Source organism: Serratia sp. PL7 (assembly GCF_945957435.1).
Genome location: NZ_CAMFLB010000004.1, coordinates 371,779 through 388,155 on the forward strand (window position 1 = coordinate 371,779; position 16,377 = coordinate 388,155).

Here is a 16,377-nt window from a genome sequence, read left to right on the forward strand (position 1 = left end):
CAGAAATGAGCGGGCAATCACACTGCGATTATGCAGGTAAATTTGTCGGATTGTAGCGTAAATAAAGGCGAATTCGCAGTCTTGTTCGGCGATTATTAGCGCGTATTATAACGTCACTGGAACTGGCATTAATCTCGCCGTCATCTTTCCGCGCCACGGGAAAGCCGTCGGGCAGAGGTTCGAATATCCTCCTTGCGATCCGTCGCCATTAACCAGGAAATCATAAGTCATGCGTATTGAAGAAGATTTGAAGTTAGGCTTTAAAGACGTGTTGATCCGCCCTAAGCGTTCCACGCTGAAAAGCCGTTCCGAGGTTGAACTGGAACGTCAGTTTACCTTCAAGCATTCAGGTTGCAGCTGGTCCGGCGTGCCGATTATCGCCGCCAACATGGACACGGTGGGCACCTTCCGCATGGCCGAGGCCCTGGCTTCTTTCGACGTTCTCACCGCCGTACACAAACATTACAGCGTCGAGCAATGGGCTGACTTCGTGCAGCGCATGCCGGAATCGGTGCTGCGCCACGTGATGGTGTCCACCGGCACCTCCGAAGCCGACTTCGCCAAAATGCAGCAGATCCTGGCCCTGTCTCCGGCGCTGAAATTCATCTGTATCGACGTGGCCAACGGCTACTCTGAACACTTCGTCGCCTTCCTGCAGAAAGCGCGCGAAGCCTGCCCTAATCACGTCATCTGCGCCGGCAACGTAGTGACCGGCGAGATGGTGGAAGAGTTGATCCTCTCCGGCGCCGACATCGTTAAAGTCGGCATCGGGCCGGGATCGGTATGCACCACCCGTGTGAAAACCGGCGTGGGCTACCCGCAGCTGTCGGCGGTGATCGAATGCGCCGATGCGGCCCATGGGCTGGGCGGCCAAATTGTCAGCGACGGCGGCTGCTCGGTGCCGGGCGATGTCGCCAAAGCCTTCGGTGGCGGCGCGGACTTCGTGATGCTGGGTGGCATGCTGGCCGGCCACGACGAGTGCGAAGGCACCGTGGTGGAAGAGAACGGCGAGAAGTTCATGCTGTTCTACGGCATGAGCTCCGAGTCAGCGATGAAGCGCCATGTCGGCGGCGTAGCGGAGTATCGCGCGGCCGAAGGGAAAACCGTCAAGCTGCCGCTGAGGGGCGAGGTGGAGTTTACCGTGCGCGATATCCTCGGCGGCCTGCGTTCCGCCTGCACCTACGTCGGCGCCGAGCGTTTGAAAGAGCTGACCAAGCGCACCACCTTTATCCGCGTGGCAGAGCAGGAAAACCGCGTCTTCGGCAGCAAATAAGCCACAGCTTGCATTCGGGCGCAGCACACCGCGGCGCCCGCTATCCTCTTCCCCTTATCCCAACACGCTGCCCAGTTGAAAGATAGGCAGGTACATGGCGATCACCAAAGCGCCGACAATCCCGCCCACCACCAGCATCAGCAGCGGCTCCAGCGTTTGCGCCAGCGTATCGGCCAGCTCGTGCGTCTGCCGTTCATACCACTGTGCCAATTTATCCAGCAAGGCGTCCAGCGAACCGGACTCTTCGCCCACCCGCACCAACTGCCGGCACAGCGGCGGAAACAGCGGTTGCAGGCCCATGGCTTGATGAAAGGCTTCGCCTTCGGCGATCTGCCGTCGCACCTGCTCCAGCGCCTGTCGGTACAGCAGATGGTCAGCCGCCAGCGCCGCCGCGCTCAAGCCTTCCACCAGCGTCAGCCCGGCGCGTTGGGTCATGGTCAGGATGCGAAATGTTTGGCTCAGCGCGCCGCCGCTCACCAGCCGGGCGATCAGCGGCAGGCGAAGCAAGAGTGCCTGTTCACGTCTGCGCCACGGCGGGCGCGGATGCAGCCAGCGGCAGTAGCCGAACAGCGATGCGCCGAGCAGCAGCGCCAAATAGGGGCCAACGGCGATCAGCAGCGCGGACAACTTCAATAGCCCTTGGGTAAACCAGGGCAGTGGCGCATCGAACGATTGATAAACCTTGGCGAATTCCGGCAGCACCATCACCAGCATCAGCACGCTGACCAGCAGCGCCACCGCACAGATGAAGAGGGGATACCGCAGCGCCTTGGTCACCTTGCGGCGCAGCAGCAGTTGGGCTTCTTGCTGTTGTGCCAGCTGCAGGCAGCAGCGATCGAGGTTACCGGTCAGTTCGCCGATGGCGATCAGCTGGCGGTAGATCAGGGGAAAAATCCCCGGTTGTTCGGCGAGGGTTTCGGAAAGCGGTTGCCCTTCGCGCACCTGGTCGGCCAACTGGCGCAGCAGGCAGCGCCAGGCTGCCGAAGGATGCTCTGCTGCCAGCAACTGCAGCGCATCGACCAGCGGCAACCCCGCCTGCAGCAGAGTGGCGAGCTGGCGGGTGAAGTGGATTAAGGGTTCTCCACGCCATTGGCCGGGCGTAACGCGTTTGCCGTGCCCGATTCGGCACGGTTGCATGCCTTGCTCAATCAGTAATCGGCTCACCTGCCGTTTTTCTTCGCTCATCAGTTCGCCGCGGCGTAAGGCGCCCTGAGCGTCGAAAGCCTGCCACAGAAACAGGCGGCGTGCTTTCATGACGTGGTTGCGCCGAGCTGGACGACGTCGATCACGCGATACAGTTCTTCCAGCGAGGTCGTGCCTTCGGCGGCCAGAGTCAGCCCGGCCTGCAGCAGCGAAAGCTGCCCCTGCTCACGGGCGATATTCGCCAGCAGGCTAGGAGCAGCGTTCGCCAGCAGCGCCGCCTGTATTTCCGGCGTAATGGCCAACAGCTCATACACGCCGATGCGCCCATAGTAGCCGCCGAAGCAGTGCTCGCAGCCGTCGGCGCGCCAGGCGGTCAGCGGTTCTGGCCAGATAGCGGTGGGAAAATGCGTCGGCTGGCTTTGCGGATAGCGGCAGTGGCGGCACAGCCTGCGCACCAACCGCTGCGCGACGATCAGCTTCAGGCAGCCGGCGAGCAGGTAGCCGGGGATCCCCATATGCATCAGCCGCGTCAGGGTTTCGCCAGTGGAGTTGGTATGCAGCGTTGACAGCACCAGGTGGCCAGTTTGCGCGGCCTTGACCGCGATCTCGGCGGTTTCCGTATCGCGGATCTCGCCGATCATGATGACGTCCGGATCCTGGCGCAGCAGGGCGCGCAGCACCCGGGCGAAGCTCAGCTCGGTTTTGGCGTTGATCTGGGTCTGATTAATGCCGAACAGCGGGATCTCGACCGGATCCTCGACGCTGCATAGGTTGCTTTGCGCATCGTTCAACTGGCGCAGACCGCTGTACAGCGTCACCGTCTTGCCGCTGCCGGTCGGGCCGGTCACCAGGATTAACCCTTGCGGGCAGGCCAGCGCCGTCGCGTAGCGCGCCAGATCCGCCCGGCTCATGCCCAGTTTATCCAGCGGCAGCTCCTGCTGCTCACCCTGCTGGACGCGCAGTACCACCTTTTCGCCGTGCAGCGTCGGCAGGGTGGCGATACGCATGGCATAGCGCGCGCTGTCCAGCGTCAGGCTGAGCTGCCCGTCCTGAGGCTGACGGCGCTCGGCGATATCCAACTGGCCGAGGATCTTCAGCCGGGCGATGAGGCGCGCGGTCAGCTGCGGCGGCGGTGAGGCGAGGGTTTGCAGCACGCCGTCGATGCGCAGACGAATGCGAAAATGCTGCCGAAAGGGCTCGAAGTGGATGTCCGAGGCGCGGCGCTGAATGGCCAGGCGCAGCGTCTGGTTGATGAACTGTACCACCGGCGCATCGCCGTCGTCGGGGTAGGCGATATCGGTTGTGTCCTCTTCGGCCGCCAGCGGTGCCGAGAGCGGCTCGTGGTGCTGATTCAGCGCCAGCTCCAACCTGGCCGCCGGCCATTGTTCCAGATGGATGCGTTTGCCGGTGGCGAAACGCAGCGCCGCCAGCAGCCCCTGCGGCGCTTCTTCGCTGAGCGCGACCGTCAGGGTGGTCGGGTCTTCGCTCAGCGCCAGCGCCTGATAGCGCCGACACAGGGTGTGAACCTCTTCGCTGATTTGCGCGTTCATCGCTGCTACTCCGCTGCGTCGTCGAAGCGGAAGACTTCCCGGCACACCTCAACCAGCGTCGCGTTTTCGCTGCTGCACAGCCGGGTCCAGTGGGTCAGCCCATCGGCGTTCGACTTGGGGGTTAACGCCACCGCCAGCCCCTGCAGCGTTTGGGCGCCGGTCAGCGTGATGACGCCTTTAACGACTTTCACCCCGCTGACGTAACGCGACGCGCCGCCGGTGGGAATGCCTTTGCTGCCGGCTTCACAGCCGGCGGGCGCGCCTTCATCCAGCACGCACAGTTCGACCGCCAGTTTATACGGCGCCATGGTTTGCAGCATGTCGGTCATCGCCGCTTTCTGGATGTAGCGCTGGTAGGCGGGAATGCCGATGGCGCTGAGGATGGCGATGATGGCGATCACCACCATCAGTTCGATCAGGCTAAAGCCGCGTTGCGTTTCCATGCGTTGTTTCCTCCATAAGGGTGTGGAAAACAACGGTAGCGGTTTGCGCGGGGGAACGGCGAGCGGGTTTTACGCGTTTCTCGGCGTGCTTCCATCAGTAATGATGCCGTTTGCAGCGGAGGGAAAAACGGTGCGAGGGGCTTCGCAAATCTGCGGTAACGCCCCCGGCGGCGGCCGGGGGCGAGGGGATCATTTGAAGCGCATCGACAGATCGAGCGCGGTCACATGTTTGGTCAGCGCGCCGACCGAAATGTAATCCACGCCGGTCTCGGCGAAGGTGCGCAGCGTCTCGCTGGTGACGTTGCCGGATACCTCCAACTGGGCGCGGCCCTGGGTTTGGGCGACCGCCTGACGCATCATCTCGACGCTGAAGTTGTCCAGCATGATGATGTCGGCGCCGGCGTCCAGCGCCTGCTGCAGTTCATCAAGCGATTCGACTTCCACTTCCACCGGCACGTCGGCGTGCAGCCAGAAGGCTTTTTCCACCGCGTTTTTGATCGAGCCGGAGGCGATGATGTGGTTTTCCTTGATCAGGAAGGCATCGGACAGCCCCAGCCGGTGGTTGCTGCCGCCCCCGCACAGTACGGCATATTTCAACGCGGTGCGCAGGCCGGGCAAGGTCTTGCGGGTATCGAGCAGGCGAGTCTGGGTGCCTTCCAGCAGAGCCACATAGCGGCTGACCTCGGTCGCCACGCCGGAGAGCATCTGCACGAAGTTCAGCGCGGTGCGCTCGCCGGTCAACAGCACCCGTGCAGGGCCGCGCAGCCGGCAAAGCGGTTGGTTCGGTATCAGACGGTCGCCGTCTGCCACCAGCCACTCCACCTGCACCTGGTTGCCCAACTGAATAAAGACTTCGTTCAGCCAGCGGCGGCCACAGAACACGCCGGCTTCGCGGGTAATGACGGTGGCTTCGGCCTGCTTGTCCGCCGGTAACAATTGCGCGGTAATATCGCGCCCGGCGTCAACTTCACCTCCCAGGTCTTCGCGCAGCGCCTGGGCGACGGAATAGGGAATATCACTTTCAATACGTTCAAGAAGCTCGGTACGGCGACGGTCGGCACTGTAGCGGCGTGTCGGCATGGAAAACTCCGAAATGGACGGTTAGATCGTAGGGGAACATGCTACTCTGTTGCAGGAATAAGTACCACCGCAGAGAGGTGTCTGATGCAGTTGGAAAATGGCTGGATTGTCGGGGTGACGCGAGTGGTTTCGCCGCACTGCGATCGTCGCCCGGATGACGAGCCGCCCTCGCTGCTGGTCATCCATAACATCAGCCTGCCGCCCGGCGAATTCGGTGGCCCCTATATCGACCAGCTGTTCACCGGCACGCTCGATCCCGCGCAGCACCCTTATTTCGCCGAGATCCATCAGCTGCGAGTGTCTGCGCACTGCCTGATCCGCCGCGATGGGGAGATCGTGCAGTATGTGCCCTTCGACCAGCGCGCGTGGCACGCGGGCGTTTCTCTGTATCAGGGGCGCGAACGGTGCAACGATTTCTCCATCGGCATCGAGCTGGAAGGCACCGACCAGTTAGCCTACACCGAGGCGCAATACCGCACGCTGCAGGCGGTCACCGCGCTGCTGGCCGAACATTATCCGCCGTTGGCGGCGCATATCGCCGGGCATTGCGATATCGCCCCCGGCCGCAAAACCGATCCCGGGCCGGCGTTCGATTGGGATCGCTATCTGGCATCTCTGGAACAACGCGGCGCGCCTGCCGACGCTATGCTTGAGACAAGAAAAAGGGAGAGGAATCGCTAATGACGCTGTTTACGCTGTTGCTGGTTTTGGCCTGGGAGCGCCTGTTCAAGCTGGGGGAACACTGGCAGCTGGATCATCGCCTCGAAGTGGTATTTCAGCGGCTGCATCGGGTTTCGCTGGCGCAGACGCTGGCGATGACCGCCGCCTGGATGGTTGTCGTCTGGGGCGTTCTGTGGTTGTCGCACGGGTTATTCTTTGGCGTGGTGACGCTGCTGCTGTGGATCGTCATCGATCTGCTGTGCGTCGGCGCCGGCATCAAGCGCAAACACTACCGCGCCTACCTGAAAGCGGCGCGACAGGGCGATACCCACGCCAGCGACCAGATGGCGGAAGAGCTGGCGTTGATCCACGGCTTGCCGGTGGACTGCAGTGAGGAGCTGCGCCTGCGCGAGCTGCAAAACGCGCTGCTGTGGATCAACTTCCGCTATTACCTGGCGCCGCTGTTCTGGTTCGTGGTCTTTGGGCCGTACGGGCCGATCGCGCTGGCGGGATATGCCTTCCTGCGCGCCTATCAAACCTGGCTGGCGCGCCACAATACGCCGCTGGAGCGTTCGCAGTCGGGCATCGATCATCTGCTGAACTGGCTGGACTGGATCCCGGTGCGTTTGGCCGGGGTGGCCTATGCGCTGTTTGGCCACGGCGAGCGGGCGCTGCCGGCTTGGTTCGCTTCGCTGGGGGATCGGCATTCGTCGTCGTATCAGGTGTTGACGCGGCTGGCGCAGTTCTCGCTGGCGCGCGATCCGCATATGGATCCGGTGCAAACGCCGCGCGCGGCGGTGACGCTGGCGCGCAAGGTGACGATGATCATCGTGGTGGTGGTGGCGCTGTTGACCATTTACGGCACGCTGCTTTAAGCCGCAGCGAAAAACAAAACGGGCGCCGAGGCGCCCATTTTTTTGGCCATCCGGCCGGGATTACAGCTTGGCGAAGCAGCGACGCGCGGCGTCGATGGTGCGCTGGATGTCTTCCTTGCTGTGCGCCACGGACATGAAGCCCGCTTCGAAGGCGGACGGTGCCAGATACACCCCTTCTTCCAACATCAGGTGGAAGAAGCGCTTGAAGCGTTCCACGTCGCACTGCATCACGTCCTGGTAGCAGGTGACCGCCGGCGCGTCGGTGAAGAACAGGCCGAACATGCCGCCGACGTTGTTGACCACCAACGGGATATTCTCTTCCTGCGCCGCATGCAGCAGGCCTGCGGCCAGCATCTCGGTCAGTTCGGTCAGCGTCTGGTGCACGCCAACCTGCGACACTTCGGTCAGGCAAGCGTAGCCCGCCGCCATGGCGATCGGGTTGCCGGACAGGGTGCCCGCCTGGTAGACCGGACCGGTCGGCGCCAGCGCCTCCATCACATCGCGACGGCCGCCGAAGGCGCCCACCGGCATACCCCCGCCGATGATTTTGCCGAGGCAGGTCAGATCCGGCTCAACGCCGTAATAGGACTGCGCGCCGGCCAGCGCCACGCGGAAGCCGGTCATCACTTCATCGATGATCAAGAGCGCGCCGTACTTGTCGCACAGGGCGCGCAGGCCCGGCAGGAATTCCGGCAGCGGCGGCACGCAGTTCATGTTGCCGGCGACCGGCTCGACGATGATACAGGCGATCTCTGACGGGTACTGTTCGAAGGCGGCGCGCACCGAATCCAGATCGTTATAGGTGCAGGTCAGAGTGTGTTTGGCGAAGTCGGCTGGCACGCCCGGTGAGTTCGGCTGGCCGAGGGTCAGCGCGCCGGAGCCGGCTTTCACCAGCAGGCAGTCGGCGTGGCCGTGGTAGCAGCCTTCGAACTTGATGATTTTATCGCGGTTGGTGTAGCCGCGCGCCAGGCGGATGGCGCTCATGGTGGCTTCGGTGCCCGAGTTCACCATGCGCACCATATCCATCGTCGGCACCAGCTCGGTGACCAGCTGCGCCATTTTGACTTCCATCTCGGTCGGCGCGCCGAAGCTCAGGCCGCGCTGCGCCGCTTCGATCACCGCGTCGCGGATCGCCGGGTGGTTATGCCCCAGCACCATCGGCCCCCAGGAACCGACATAGTCGATATAGGCCTTGCCGTCGGCATCGAACAGGTAAGCCCCGTCTGCGCGCTCGATAAACAGCGGCACACCGCCTACGCCGGTGAATGCACGCACCGGAGAGTTTACCCCGCCGGGGATCAACTGTTGCGCCTGGGCGTACAGACTTTCGGACTTGCTGTGTAGGCTCATAAATCGGCTCCTGGATTCTCTTTTGAATGATTTGACCGCGCTATTCTAGAGGAGAGCGCCGCGTTATGAAACGATCACAGTCAGATACCATTAACGGCAGCGCCCGCCGCCGGGTTGGGGTAGAATTATCGCCCTGCCTATTTGTATTACAAATTACCTGACGAATTATTCGCGATGACAGAATCACACTCACAGCCCGTCGGGACGTTGAGCCCGCGCCTTAGCCGCAGCGATGCGGTGCGCCAGTTTATCCGCCGCGATAAAACGCCGGTGGCGATCTTGTTGATGGCCGCGCTGGTGGGGACGCTGGCTGGTTTGCTTGGCGTGGCCTTCGATAAAGCGGTGGAGTGGGTGCAGCAGCAGCGGCTGGCTTCGCTGGCGCAGGTCGCCGACTCCTGGATCCTGGTGTGGCCGCTGGCGTTTATCCTGTCCGCCGCGCTGGCGGCGCTGGGCTATTACCTGGTGCGGCGCTTTGCGCCTGAGGCGGGCGGCTCGGGCATTCCGGAGATCGAAGGCGCGCTGGAGGAGCTGCGGCCGGTGCGCTGGTGGCGCGTGATACCGGTGAAATTCATCGGCGGCATGGGCACGCTGGGGGCGGGCATGGTGCTGGGGCGCGAAGGGCCCACGGTGCAAATGGGCGGCAACGTCGGGCGCATGGTATTGGACGTGCTGCGCATTCGCGGCGCCGAGGCGCGTCATTCGCTGCTGGCGACCGGGGCCGCCGCCGGGCTGTCCGCCGCGTTCAACGCGCCGCTGGCCGGCATTCTGTTTATCATCGAAGAGATGCGGCCGCAGTTTCGCTACAACCTGATCTCGATTAAAGCGGTGTTTATCGGCGTTATCATGTCGAGCGTGGTGTACCAGCTGTTTAACGGCCAGGGCTCGGTGATCGCGGTCGACAAACTTTCTTCGGCGCCCATCAACACCCTGTGGCTCTATCTGGTGCTGGGGGCGATATTCGGCGCGGTGGGCGTGGGGTTCAACGCGCTGATCTTCCGCACCCAAGACATGTTCGCGCGCCTGCACGGCGGCAGAATGCGCAATATCTTGTTGATGGGTGGGTTGCTCGGCGGCGTGTGTGGCATTCTGGGGTTGATTCAGCCAGAGGCGGCGGGCGGCGGCTTTGGGCTGATCCCGATCGCCGCGGCGGGCAATTACAGCGTCGGCATGTTGATGTTTATCTTCATTACCCGCATCTTCACCACGCTGCTGTGCTTCGGTTCCGGCGCGCCGGGTGGCATCTTTGCGCCGATGCTGGCGCTGGGCACGCTGTTCGGCACCGCCTTCGGGCTGGCGGGGGCGCATCTGTTCCCGCAATACGGCATCGAAGCGGGCACCTTCGCCATCGCCGGTATGGGGGCGCTGTTCGCCGCCACGGTGCGGGCCCCGTTGACCGGCATCGTGCTGGTGCTGGAAATGACCGACAACTATCAGCTGATTTTACCGATGATCATCACCTGCCTCGGCGCCACGGTGGTGGCGCAGCTGCTCGGCGGCAAGCCGCTGTATTCGTCGATCTTGGCTCGCACCCTGCAAAGGCAGGAGGTGCAGCTGGCACGGGAAGCGGCGGAGAAAACAGGTAAGGAAAATACAACAAATGCGGTGAATACTTGAACGCAACACTCAGGTATCGGATAATCGTTAATATTAATCAGGCAGCCATAGTCGCGATCTGATGCTGAACAATGTTGGGAGTAAAGAGTATGAGTGATCAAACGGCACTGCCCCTGCAATTTACCGAGGCAGCAGCAAACAAGGTTAAGTTCCTGATTGCTGACGAAGAAAACCCGAACCTGAAGTTGCGGGTTTACATTACCGGCGGCGGCTGCAGCGGATTCCAGTACGGCTTCACTTTTGACGACAAGGTCAACGATGGCGACATGACCATCGAGAAGCAGGGCGTGGCGCTGGTGGTCGATCCGATGAGCCTGCAGTATCTGGTCGGCGGTTCGGTGGATTACACCGAAGGGCTGGAAGGGTCGCGCTTCGTGGTGACCAACCCGAATGCCAAAACCACCTGCGGTTGCGGTTCGTCGTTCAGCATCTGAGTTTGTCTGTCAGAACATCAACCCGCTCGCCTTACGGCCGGCGGGTTTTTTTATGTCTACCATTCCACGAGGATCACTTCCGCATTGCTTTCCTGCGCCGGTGGGGTGCGGATGATCTTCGGCTGCGCCGTCGCGTGGCTGCATTCGGCCTGGGGGACGGCGGCTTCGAGGCGCACGGCGCATTGCGGTTCAATGGTCAGGGTAACGCCGATCTGGCCGCTGACGGCATCGGCATACGCGGCGCCACTCAGCAGGGCGCCACAGCAGGCAAGCAGAATTTTTTTCATCATTGCGGGAATAGTCATCCGTAAGCCATCTTGTGATGACTTATCGGCAAAAAGTTAAAAAGTTTTAACAGCGTGGGGAAGGGATTAACCTGCGGGTAACAGAATTTCACATCGATACTACGCTATTTTTTGGACGAAAATAATACCACTAGACCCATTTTTAGTCTAATAAATCACCCGGTGCGGCGTTGCCACGCGTCGCCCCGCAGGGCGACGGCTCAGCGTTCGAGAATAAAGGCGGGCAGCTTGAGGTGCCAGCGGATGGCCGCCAGCCGAATGGCCAGCGTGATGACCATGCCCAGCATCATGGCCTGTTGCAGCGGCATGTGGAAGGTGTAAAACGCCGTAGCGTGCACGATGCCGCCGATGATGCAGGCGGTGGCGTAAATTTCGGTGCGCAGGATCATCGGGATCTCGCGCGCCAGCACGTCGCGGATAATGCCGCCGCCGACGCCGGTGATCACTCCCATGCAGATCGCCACCAGCGGGCCGGTGCCGGCCGCGAAAGCCTTGTTGACGCCGATGCCGACGAACACCGCCAGCCCGACGGCGTCGAGCACCGGCAGCACCCATTTCGGCAGGCGGCGCGGCTGGCGCACCAGCAGCAGCGTCAAGACGCAGGTGATCATCGCCACCACCAGATCGGTGGGATCCTTGACCCAGAACACTGGGCCGTTGGCCAGCGCCATATCGCGGATGGTGCCGCCGCCGACCGCGGTGACCACGCCCAATACCAGTACGCCGAACGGATCCATGCGCAGCTTGCCGGCTAACAGTACGCCGGAGACGGCGAACACCGCCGTGCCGAGAATATCCAACCAGAACACCAGCATTAGCGGATCTCCGCCAGCTGGCGGCACAGCTGCTGCGCCGCCAACAGCAGGCGCGGCCCGCCGCGATTGAACCAGTCTTCGTTCAGCGCGATCACCGGCACCTGCAGCTGCGGCGCCCAGAAGGCTTTCACATTGGCGGCCTCTTTCGCGCCGCCGGTGATGATGATGGCCTGGGGTTGACGCGCCAGCACCTGCTCGCGGCTGATCTGCGGCCAAGGGGTGCGGCTATCGGCGAAGACGTTCTGCCCGCCGCACAGCGCCAGCACCTGGCTTTGCAATGTGGCGCCGGAGCTGGTGAACAGCGGCTGGGTGCCGAACTGCAGCAGCACGCGCCGTGGTGAGTTAGCGGCGTATTGTTGCTTGAGAGCGGCGAACTGGCGGCGAAGGTCGTCTGCCGCCTGATGCGCCTGATCCGGGTGCGGGCTGTATTGCGCCAGCTTATCCAGCAAGCCGGCGATCCCCCCGAGGTTGTCGGCGTCCGCATAGAAGATCGGGATGCCGAACGCGGCGAGCTGATCCAGCACGCGCTGCGGATTGCCGCCGCGCCAGGCGAGGATCAGGTCCGGCTTGAGCGCCAGCACCCGCTCCAGGTTGATGCCCTGCCAGGAGGCCACCTGCTCCAGCTTGGCGGCCTGCGGCGGGTAATCGGAATAGGCGCTCGCCGCCACCAGTACCTCGCCCATGCCGGCGGCATAGGCGAGCTCGGTGGCGTTGGGCGCCAGGCTAATCACCCGCTGGGCGGCGCCGACCGGCAGGGCCAGCCAGAGCGCCAACAGACAGAGCATCGAGGTGAAGCGCAGCCTCACATCAACCGCGCTTGGCCAGGGTTTGCAGCATGGCATTGACCATCAGCGTAGACTGCTTGGCCGCTACCACCAGGAACTCGTCAAAGCTCATGTGCGACTCGCTGTCGGCGACGTCGGAAATGGCGCGCACCACCACGAACGGCGTGCCGAACAGATGGCAGACGTGGGCGATCGCCGCGGCTTCCATTTCCACGGCGGCGACGCGCGGGAAAGTGGCGCGGATGCGCGCCAGCGGCTCGGCGCCGTTGATGAAGGCGTCACCGCTGCAGATCAGGCCGCGCACCGCGTGCAGATCCAGCTGTTTGATGCAGCTTTCCGCCAGCGCGATCAGCGCGTCGTCGGCGACGAACGCCGCCGGGCAGCCGGCCATCTGGCCCGGCTCGTAGCCGAAGGCGGTGACGTCGGCGTCGTGGTAGCGCACTTCTTCCGACACCACGATATCGCCCACGCGCAGCGTGCTGGCCAAGCCGCCGGCGGAACCGGTGTTGATCACCAGATCCGGGCTGCAGTGTTCCAGTAGCAGGGTGGTGCCCATGGCCGCAGAGACTTTGCCGATGCCGGATTTCAGCAAGGCCACGTCAACGCCGCCGATCTGGCCGGTGTAGATTTCGCAGCCCGCGCGCTGGATGGTTTGACGGTTTTCGATTTGATCGCGCAGCAGGGTGACTTCCTGCTCCATTGCGCCGATGATGCCTACTTTCATAAATAACACTCGCTGATTGGCCGTGAGAATTGCGGCATAGTCTATCATGGCTGTGTATCAGAGATAATGCGTTGCATCCGCTGCCGGGAATTGTTATCACGGGGGCAGGGCGCAACGGCGGAGAAACAGATGTCCGGGATCGACTTCAAGCAAAAAATCAGCTTCCAACGGCCTTTCAGCAAACCGATCGAGGCCGAGGAAGAGTACGACATCGTGCGGCAGTTCGAGAGCGATCGCGGGCGCATCGTCAACTCGGCCGCCATTCGCCGTCTGCAGCAAAAAACCCAGGTGTTTCCGCTGGAACGCAACGCGGCGGTGCGCAGCCGCCTGACGCACTCGATGGAGGTGCAGCAGGTTGGGCGCCACATCGCCAAAGAGATCCTCAATCGCTTCAAACAGGCGGGGAGAATTGATGAGCTCGGCTTGACCCGGCTGCTCGATCCGTTTGAAAGCATCGTGGAAATGGCCTGCCTGATGCACGACATCGGTAATCCGCCGTTCGGACACTTCGGCGAGTCGGCGATCAACGACTGGTTCGCCCAGCGGCTCGATCCCGCCAGCTGCGGCAGCGAGCCGGGCAGCCACGATCGCTGCCAGGTGGCGACGCTGCGCCTGCATGAAGGGGAGGGCGATCTGAACCGGCTGCGCAGCCGGATCCGTCAGGATCTCAGCCACTTCGAGGGCAACGCTCAGGCGATCCGCATGGTGTACAGCCTGCTCAAGCTCAACCTGACCTACGCGCAGGTCGGCTGCATTTTGAAATACACCCGCCCGGCCTACTGGGCGAGCGACATCCCTGCCAGCCACAGTTACCTGATGAAAAAGCCCGGCTACTATCTGGCGGAAGAGGCCTTCGTCGATCGGTTGCGGCGCGAGCTGCACATGGGCGAGTTCGATCGTTTCCCGCTGACCTATATTATGGAGGCCGCCGACGATATCTCGTACTGCGTGGCCGATCTGGAAGACGCGGTGGAGAAGAGCATTTTCACCGTCGAGCAGCTGTATCAGCACCTGATTCAGGAGTGGGGCGAGGTGGTGCCGGGCGATCTGTTCGACAAGACCGTCGCCAGCGCGTTTCGCAAGATCGATCGCGGCGGCGCGCGGCGCAGCGCGGAAGATCAGTTCTTCATGTATCTGCGGGTGTTTACCGTGGCGCGGCTGGTGCCGCATGCGGCGCAGCGCTTTATCGACAATCTGGACGCGGTCTATCAGGGCAGTTTCAATCAGGCGCTGCTGGAGGATTCCAGCCCGGCCTATCGGCTACTGAAGATATTTAAAAATGTGGCGTTCAAGCACGTGTTCAACCACCCTGAGGTCGAGCAGCTCGAGCTGCAAGGCTATCGGGTGATCAGCGGCCTGCTGGACATTTACAGCCCGCTGTTGGCGATGTCGCTGGCGGACTTCAGCCAGCTGGTGCGCGAGGACAGCCATCGCGCTTATCCGATTGAAACACGCCTGTTCCACAAGCTGTCCACCAAGCATCGGCTAGCGTATGCGGAGGCGGTAGAAGGGCTGCAGCATTTATCGCCGGAGCAGCAAGGCATTCGGGAATATTATTTCCGCGCGCGTTTATTGCAGGACTATATCAGCGGAATGACCGACCTGTACGCCTATGATGAATATCGTCGATTGATGGCGGCGGAATAATTGAGCTGAAGAATAATTGCCAGCAATTCCAACCGGTTGGCTGTCTCGAGTTTTGTAAAGACGGACAATATTTGTTTACTATTGCCAATCATCTGTGCCGGAACTTCGGGCTATTAATTAACTCTGAATAAGCACGCAAGACGGCCATTCTTTTTGAACGACTTTATAAGAGACACACAGATGAAAAAAACCGCATTAGTTCTGAGCGCACTGGCATTCAGTATCGGTATGGCGATGGGCCCGGCGACGGCCAGCGCCGCTGAAACCGCCTCTTCCAGCACCCAACAGCTGCCGAGCCTGGCACCGATGCTGGAGAAGGTGATGCCTTCCGTCGTGAGCATTAACGTTGAGGGCAGCACCACGGTCAATACGCCGCGCATGCCGCAGCAGTTCCAACAGTTCTTCGGTGAGGATTCGCCGTTCTGCCAGGACGGTTCGCCATTCCAGGGCTCGCCGATGTGTCAGGGCGGTGAACAGCCAGGGCCGGATGGCCAGCCGCAGGGCACGCAGCAGAAATTCCAGGCGCTGGGCGCCGGGGTGGTCATCGATGCCACCAAGGGCTATGTGGTGACCAATAACCACGTGGTGGACAACGCCAACAAGATCCAGGTGCAGCTGAGCGACGGACGCCGCTTCGACGCCAAAGTGATCGGCAAGGATCCGCGTTCCGATATCGCGTTGATCCAGCTGAAAGACTTCAAGAACCTGACGGCGATCAAGATGGCGGACTCCGATCAGCTGCGCGTCGGTGATTACACCGTGGCGATCGGCAACCCGTACGGGCTGGGTGAAACCGCCACCTCGGGCATCGTGTCCGCCCTGGGGCGCAGCGGCCTGAACATCGAAAACTACGAAAACTTTATCCAGACCGATGCGGCGATCAACCGCGGCAACTCCGGCGGCGCGCTGGTTAACCTGAACGGCGAGCTGATCGGCATCAACACCGCGATCCTGGCGCCGGACGGCGGCAATATCGGTATCGGCTTCGCTATTCCGAGCAACATGGTGAAAAACCTGACGGCGCAAATGGTCGAGTATGGCCAGGTGAAACGCGGCGAGCTGGGCATCATGGGCACCGAGCTGAACTCTGAGCTGGCCAAGGCAATGAAAGTCGATGCGCAGCGCGGGGCCTTCGTCAGCCAGGTAATGCCGAAATCTTCCGCCGCGAAGGCGGGCATCAAGGCCGGCGACGTGATCGTCACCATGAACGGCAAGGCCATCTCCAGCTTCGCCTCGTTCCGGGCGGAGATCGGCACGCTGCCGGTCGGCAGCAAGATGTCGCTGGGCATTATTCGCGACGGCAAGCCGGTAACGATTGACGTCACGCTGGAGCAAAGCGCGCAGACCCAGGTGGCCTCGGGCAATATCTACACCGGCATTGAAGGCGCCGAGCTGAGCAATACCCAGGTCGGCAACGTGAAAGGCGTCAAGGTCGACAGCGTGAAAGCCGGCAGCGCCGCCGCGCGCATCGGCCTGAAAAAGGGCGACGTGATCCTGGGCGTGAACCAACAGCCGATCCAGAACCTGGGCGAGCTGCGTAAAATCCTCGACAGCAAACCGTCGGTGCTGGCGTTGAATATTCAGCGTGGCGATAGCCAACTGTACCTGCTGGCGCAGTGATAAACATCAGGCGCTAAAAGCAACAAAGGCACGCTACGGCGTGCCTTTTTGCATTATGG

16 protein-coding genes are annotated in these 16,377 nt (G+C 62.0%); 7 read left to right on the forward strand and 9 right to left on the reverse strand.

Going from position 1 to position 16,377, the window contains the following annotated elements; all coding sequences use genetic code 11:
- Window positions 1–229: 229 nt before the first annotated feature.
- A complete protein-coding gene (locus N6G83_RS21940; protein ID WP_015376656.1) occupies window positions 230–1,273 on the forward strand; it encodes a GMP reductase in 1,044 nt (347 codons plus the stop codon).
- Window positions 1,274–1,327: 54 nt separating this feature from the next.
- Here N6G83_RS21940 and hofC read toward each other — a convergent pair whose 3' ends face one another.
- From hofC to nadC, 4 genes are all read right to left on the reverse strand, one after another.
- Window positions 1,328–2,527: a protein transport protein HofC gene (gene hofC / locus N6G83_RS21945; protein WP_025301581.1), complete on the reverse strand. Its 1,200-nt coding sequence runs from the start codon at window positions 2,525–2,527 to the stop codon at window positions 1,328–1,330.
- Window positions 2,524–3,966 carry a type II secretion system protein GspE gene (gene gspE / locus N6G83_RS21950; RefSeq protein ID WP_025301582.1) on the reverse strand — a complete coding sequence of 481 codons (1,443 nt, stop codon included), beginning with the start codon at window positions 3,964–3,966 and terminating at the stop codon, window positions 2,524–2,526. Before gspE ends, hofC begins: the two co-directional genes overlap by 4 nt.
- Before the next feature lie 5 nt (window positions 3,967–3,971).
- Entirely contained in the window at window positions 3,972–4,409 is a 438-nt protein-coding gene (gene ppdD, locus N6G83_RS21955; protein WP_025301583.1) for a prepilin peptidase-dependent pilin, read from the reverse strand.
- Between the two features lie 189 nt (window positions 4,410–4,598).
- The gene (gene nadC, locus N6G83_RS21960) at window positions 4,599–5,489 is read right to left on the reverse strand and encodes a carboxylating nicotinate-nucleotide diphosphorylase (protein WP_025301584.1); all 891 of its coding nucleotides are present in this window, start codon (window positions 5,487–5,489) and stop codon (window positions 4,599–4,601) included.
- Between the two features lie 84 nt (window positions 5,490–5,573).
- Between nadC and ampD the strand changes: the two genes are divergently transcribed.
- Together ampD and ampE are read left to right on the forward strand one after the other, a co-directional pair.
- Window positions 5,574–6,170 (forward strand): 1,6-anhydro-N-acetylmuramyl-L-alanine amidase AmpD, encoded by a 597-nt coding sequence (gene ampD / locus N6G83_RS21965; protein ID WP_025301585.1) that lies wholly within the window; start codon window positions 5,574–5,576, stop codon window positions 6,168–6,170.
- Window positions 6,170–7,024: a beta-lactamase regulator AmpE gene (ampE, locus tag N6G83_RS21970; protein ID WP_025301586.1), complete on the forward strand. Its 855-nt coding sequence runs from the start codon at window positions 6,170–6,172 to the stop codon at window positions 7,022–7,024. Before ampD ends, ampE begins: the two co-directional genes overlap by 1 nt.
- Before the next feature lie 60 nt (window positions 7,025–7,084).
- Here ampE and hemL read toward each other — a convergent pair whose 3' ends face one another.
- Window positions 7,085–8,374, reverse strand: coding sequence for a glutamate-1-semialdehyde 2,1-aminomutase (gene hemL, locus N6G83_RS21975; RefSeq protein ID WP_025301587.1), 1,290 nt, complete (start codon window positions 8,372–8,374; stop codon window positions 7,085–7,087).
- A 174-nt stretch (window positions 8,375–8,548) separates the two neighbouring features.
- Here hemL and clcA point away from each other — a divergent pair, with 174 nt between their 5' ends.
- Window positions 8,549–9,988 carry a H(+)/Cl(-) exchange transporter ClcA gene (gene clcA / locus N6G83_RS21980; protein ID WP_169541261.1) on the forward strand — a complete coding sequence of 480 codons (1,440 nt, stop codon included), beginning with the start codon at window positions 8,549–8,551 and terminating at the stop codon, window positions 9,986–9,988.
- Window positions 9,989–10,077: 89 nt separating this feature from the next.
- A complete protein-coding gene (gene erpA, locus N6G83_RS21985) occupies window positions 10,078–10,422 on the forward strand; it encodes an iron-sulfur cluster insertion protein ErpA (protein ID WP_004932708.1) in 345 nt (114 codons plus the stop codon).
- Window positions 10,423–10,478: 56 nt separating this feature from the next.
- Here the strand turns inward: erpA and N6G83_RS21990 are convergent, their stop codons facing one another.
- The 4 genes from N6G83_RS21990 to mtnN all read right to left on the reverse strand — a co-directional run bounded on the left by N6G83_RS21990 (window position 10,479) and on the right by mtnN (window position 13,051).
- Complete coding sequence (locus tag N6G83_RS21990; protein ID WP_025301589.1) at window positions 10,479–10,727, reverse strand: hypothetical protein; 249 nt, start codon at window positions 10,725–10,727, stop codon at window positions 10,479–10,481.
- A gap of 200 nt (window positions 10,728–10,927) precedes the next feature.
- Window positions 10,928–11,542 (reverse strand): TRIC cation channel family protein, encoded by a 615-nt coding sequence (locus N6G83_RS21995; RefSeq protein ID WP_025301590.1) that lies wholly within the window; start codon window positions 11,540–11,542, stop codon window positions 10,928–10,930.
- A complete protein-coding gene (gene btuF / locus N6G83_RS22000; protein WP_260515951.1) occupies window positions 11,542–12,327 on the reverse strand; it encodes a vitamin B12 ABC transporter substrate-binding protein BtuF in 786 nt (261 codons plus the stop codon). The genes N6G83_RS21995 and btuF overlap by 1 nt, the downstream gene beginning before the upstream one ends.
- Window positions 12,328–12,349: 22 nt before the next feature.
- Complete coding sequence (mtnN, locus tag N6G83_RS22005) at window positions 12,350–13,051, reverse strand: 5'-methylthioadenosine/S-adenosylhomocysteine nucleosidase (protein WP_049200308.1); 702 nt, start codon at window positions 13,049–13,051, stop codon at window positions 12,350–12,352.
- A 129-nt stretch (window positions 13,052–13,180) separates the two neighbouring features.
- Between mtnN and dgt the strand changes: the two genes are divergently transcribed.
- Both dgt and degP read left to right on the forward strand, forming a co-directional pair.
- Window positions 13,181–14,698 carry a dGTPase gene (gene dgt, locus N6G83_RS22010; RefSeq protein ID WP_049207270.1) on the forward strand — a complete coding sequence of 506 codons (1,518 nt, stop codon included), beginning with the start codon at window positions 13,181–13,183 and terminating at the stop codon, window positions 14,696–14,698.
- A 180-nt stretch (window positions 14,699–14,878) separates the two neighbouring features.
- Window positions 14,879–16,318: a serine endoprotease DegP gene (gene degP / locus N6G83_RS22015; protein WP_049294833.1), complete on the forward strand. Its 1,440-nt coding sequence runs from the start codon at window positions 14,879–14,881 to the stop codon at window positions 16,316–16,318.
- The last annotated feature ends 59 nt before the right edge of the window (window positions 16,319–16,377 follow it).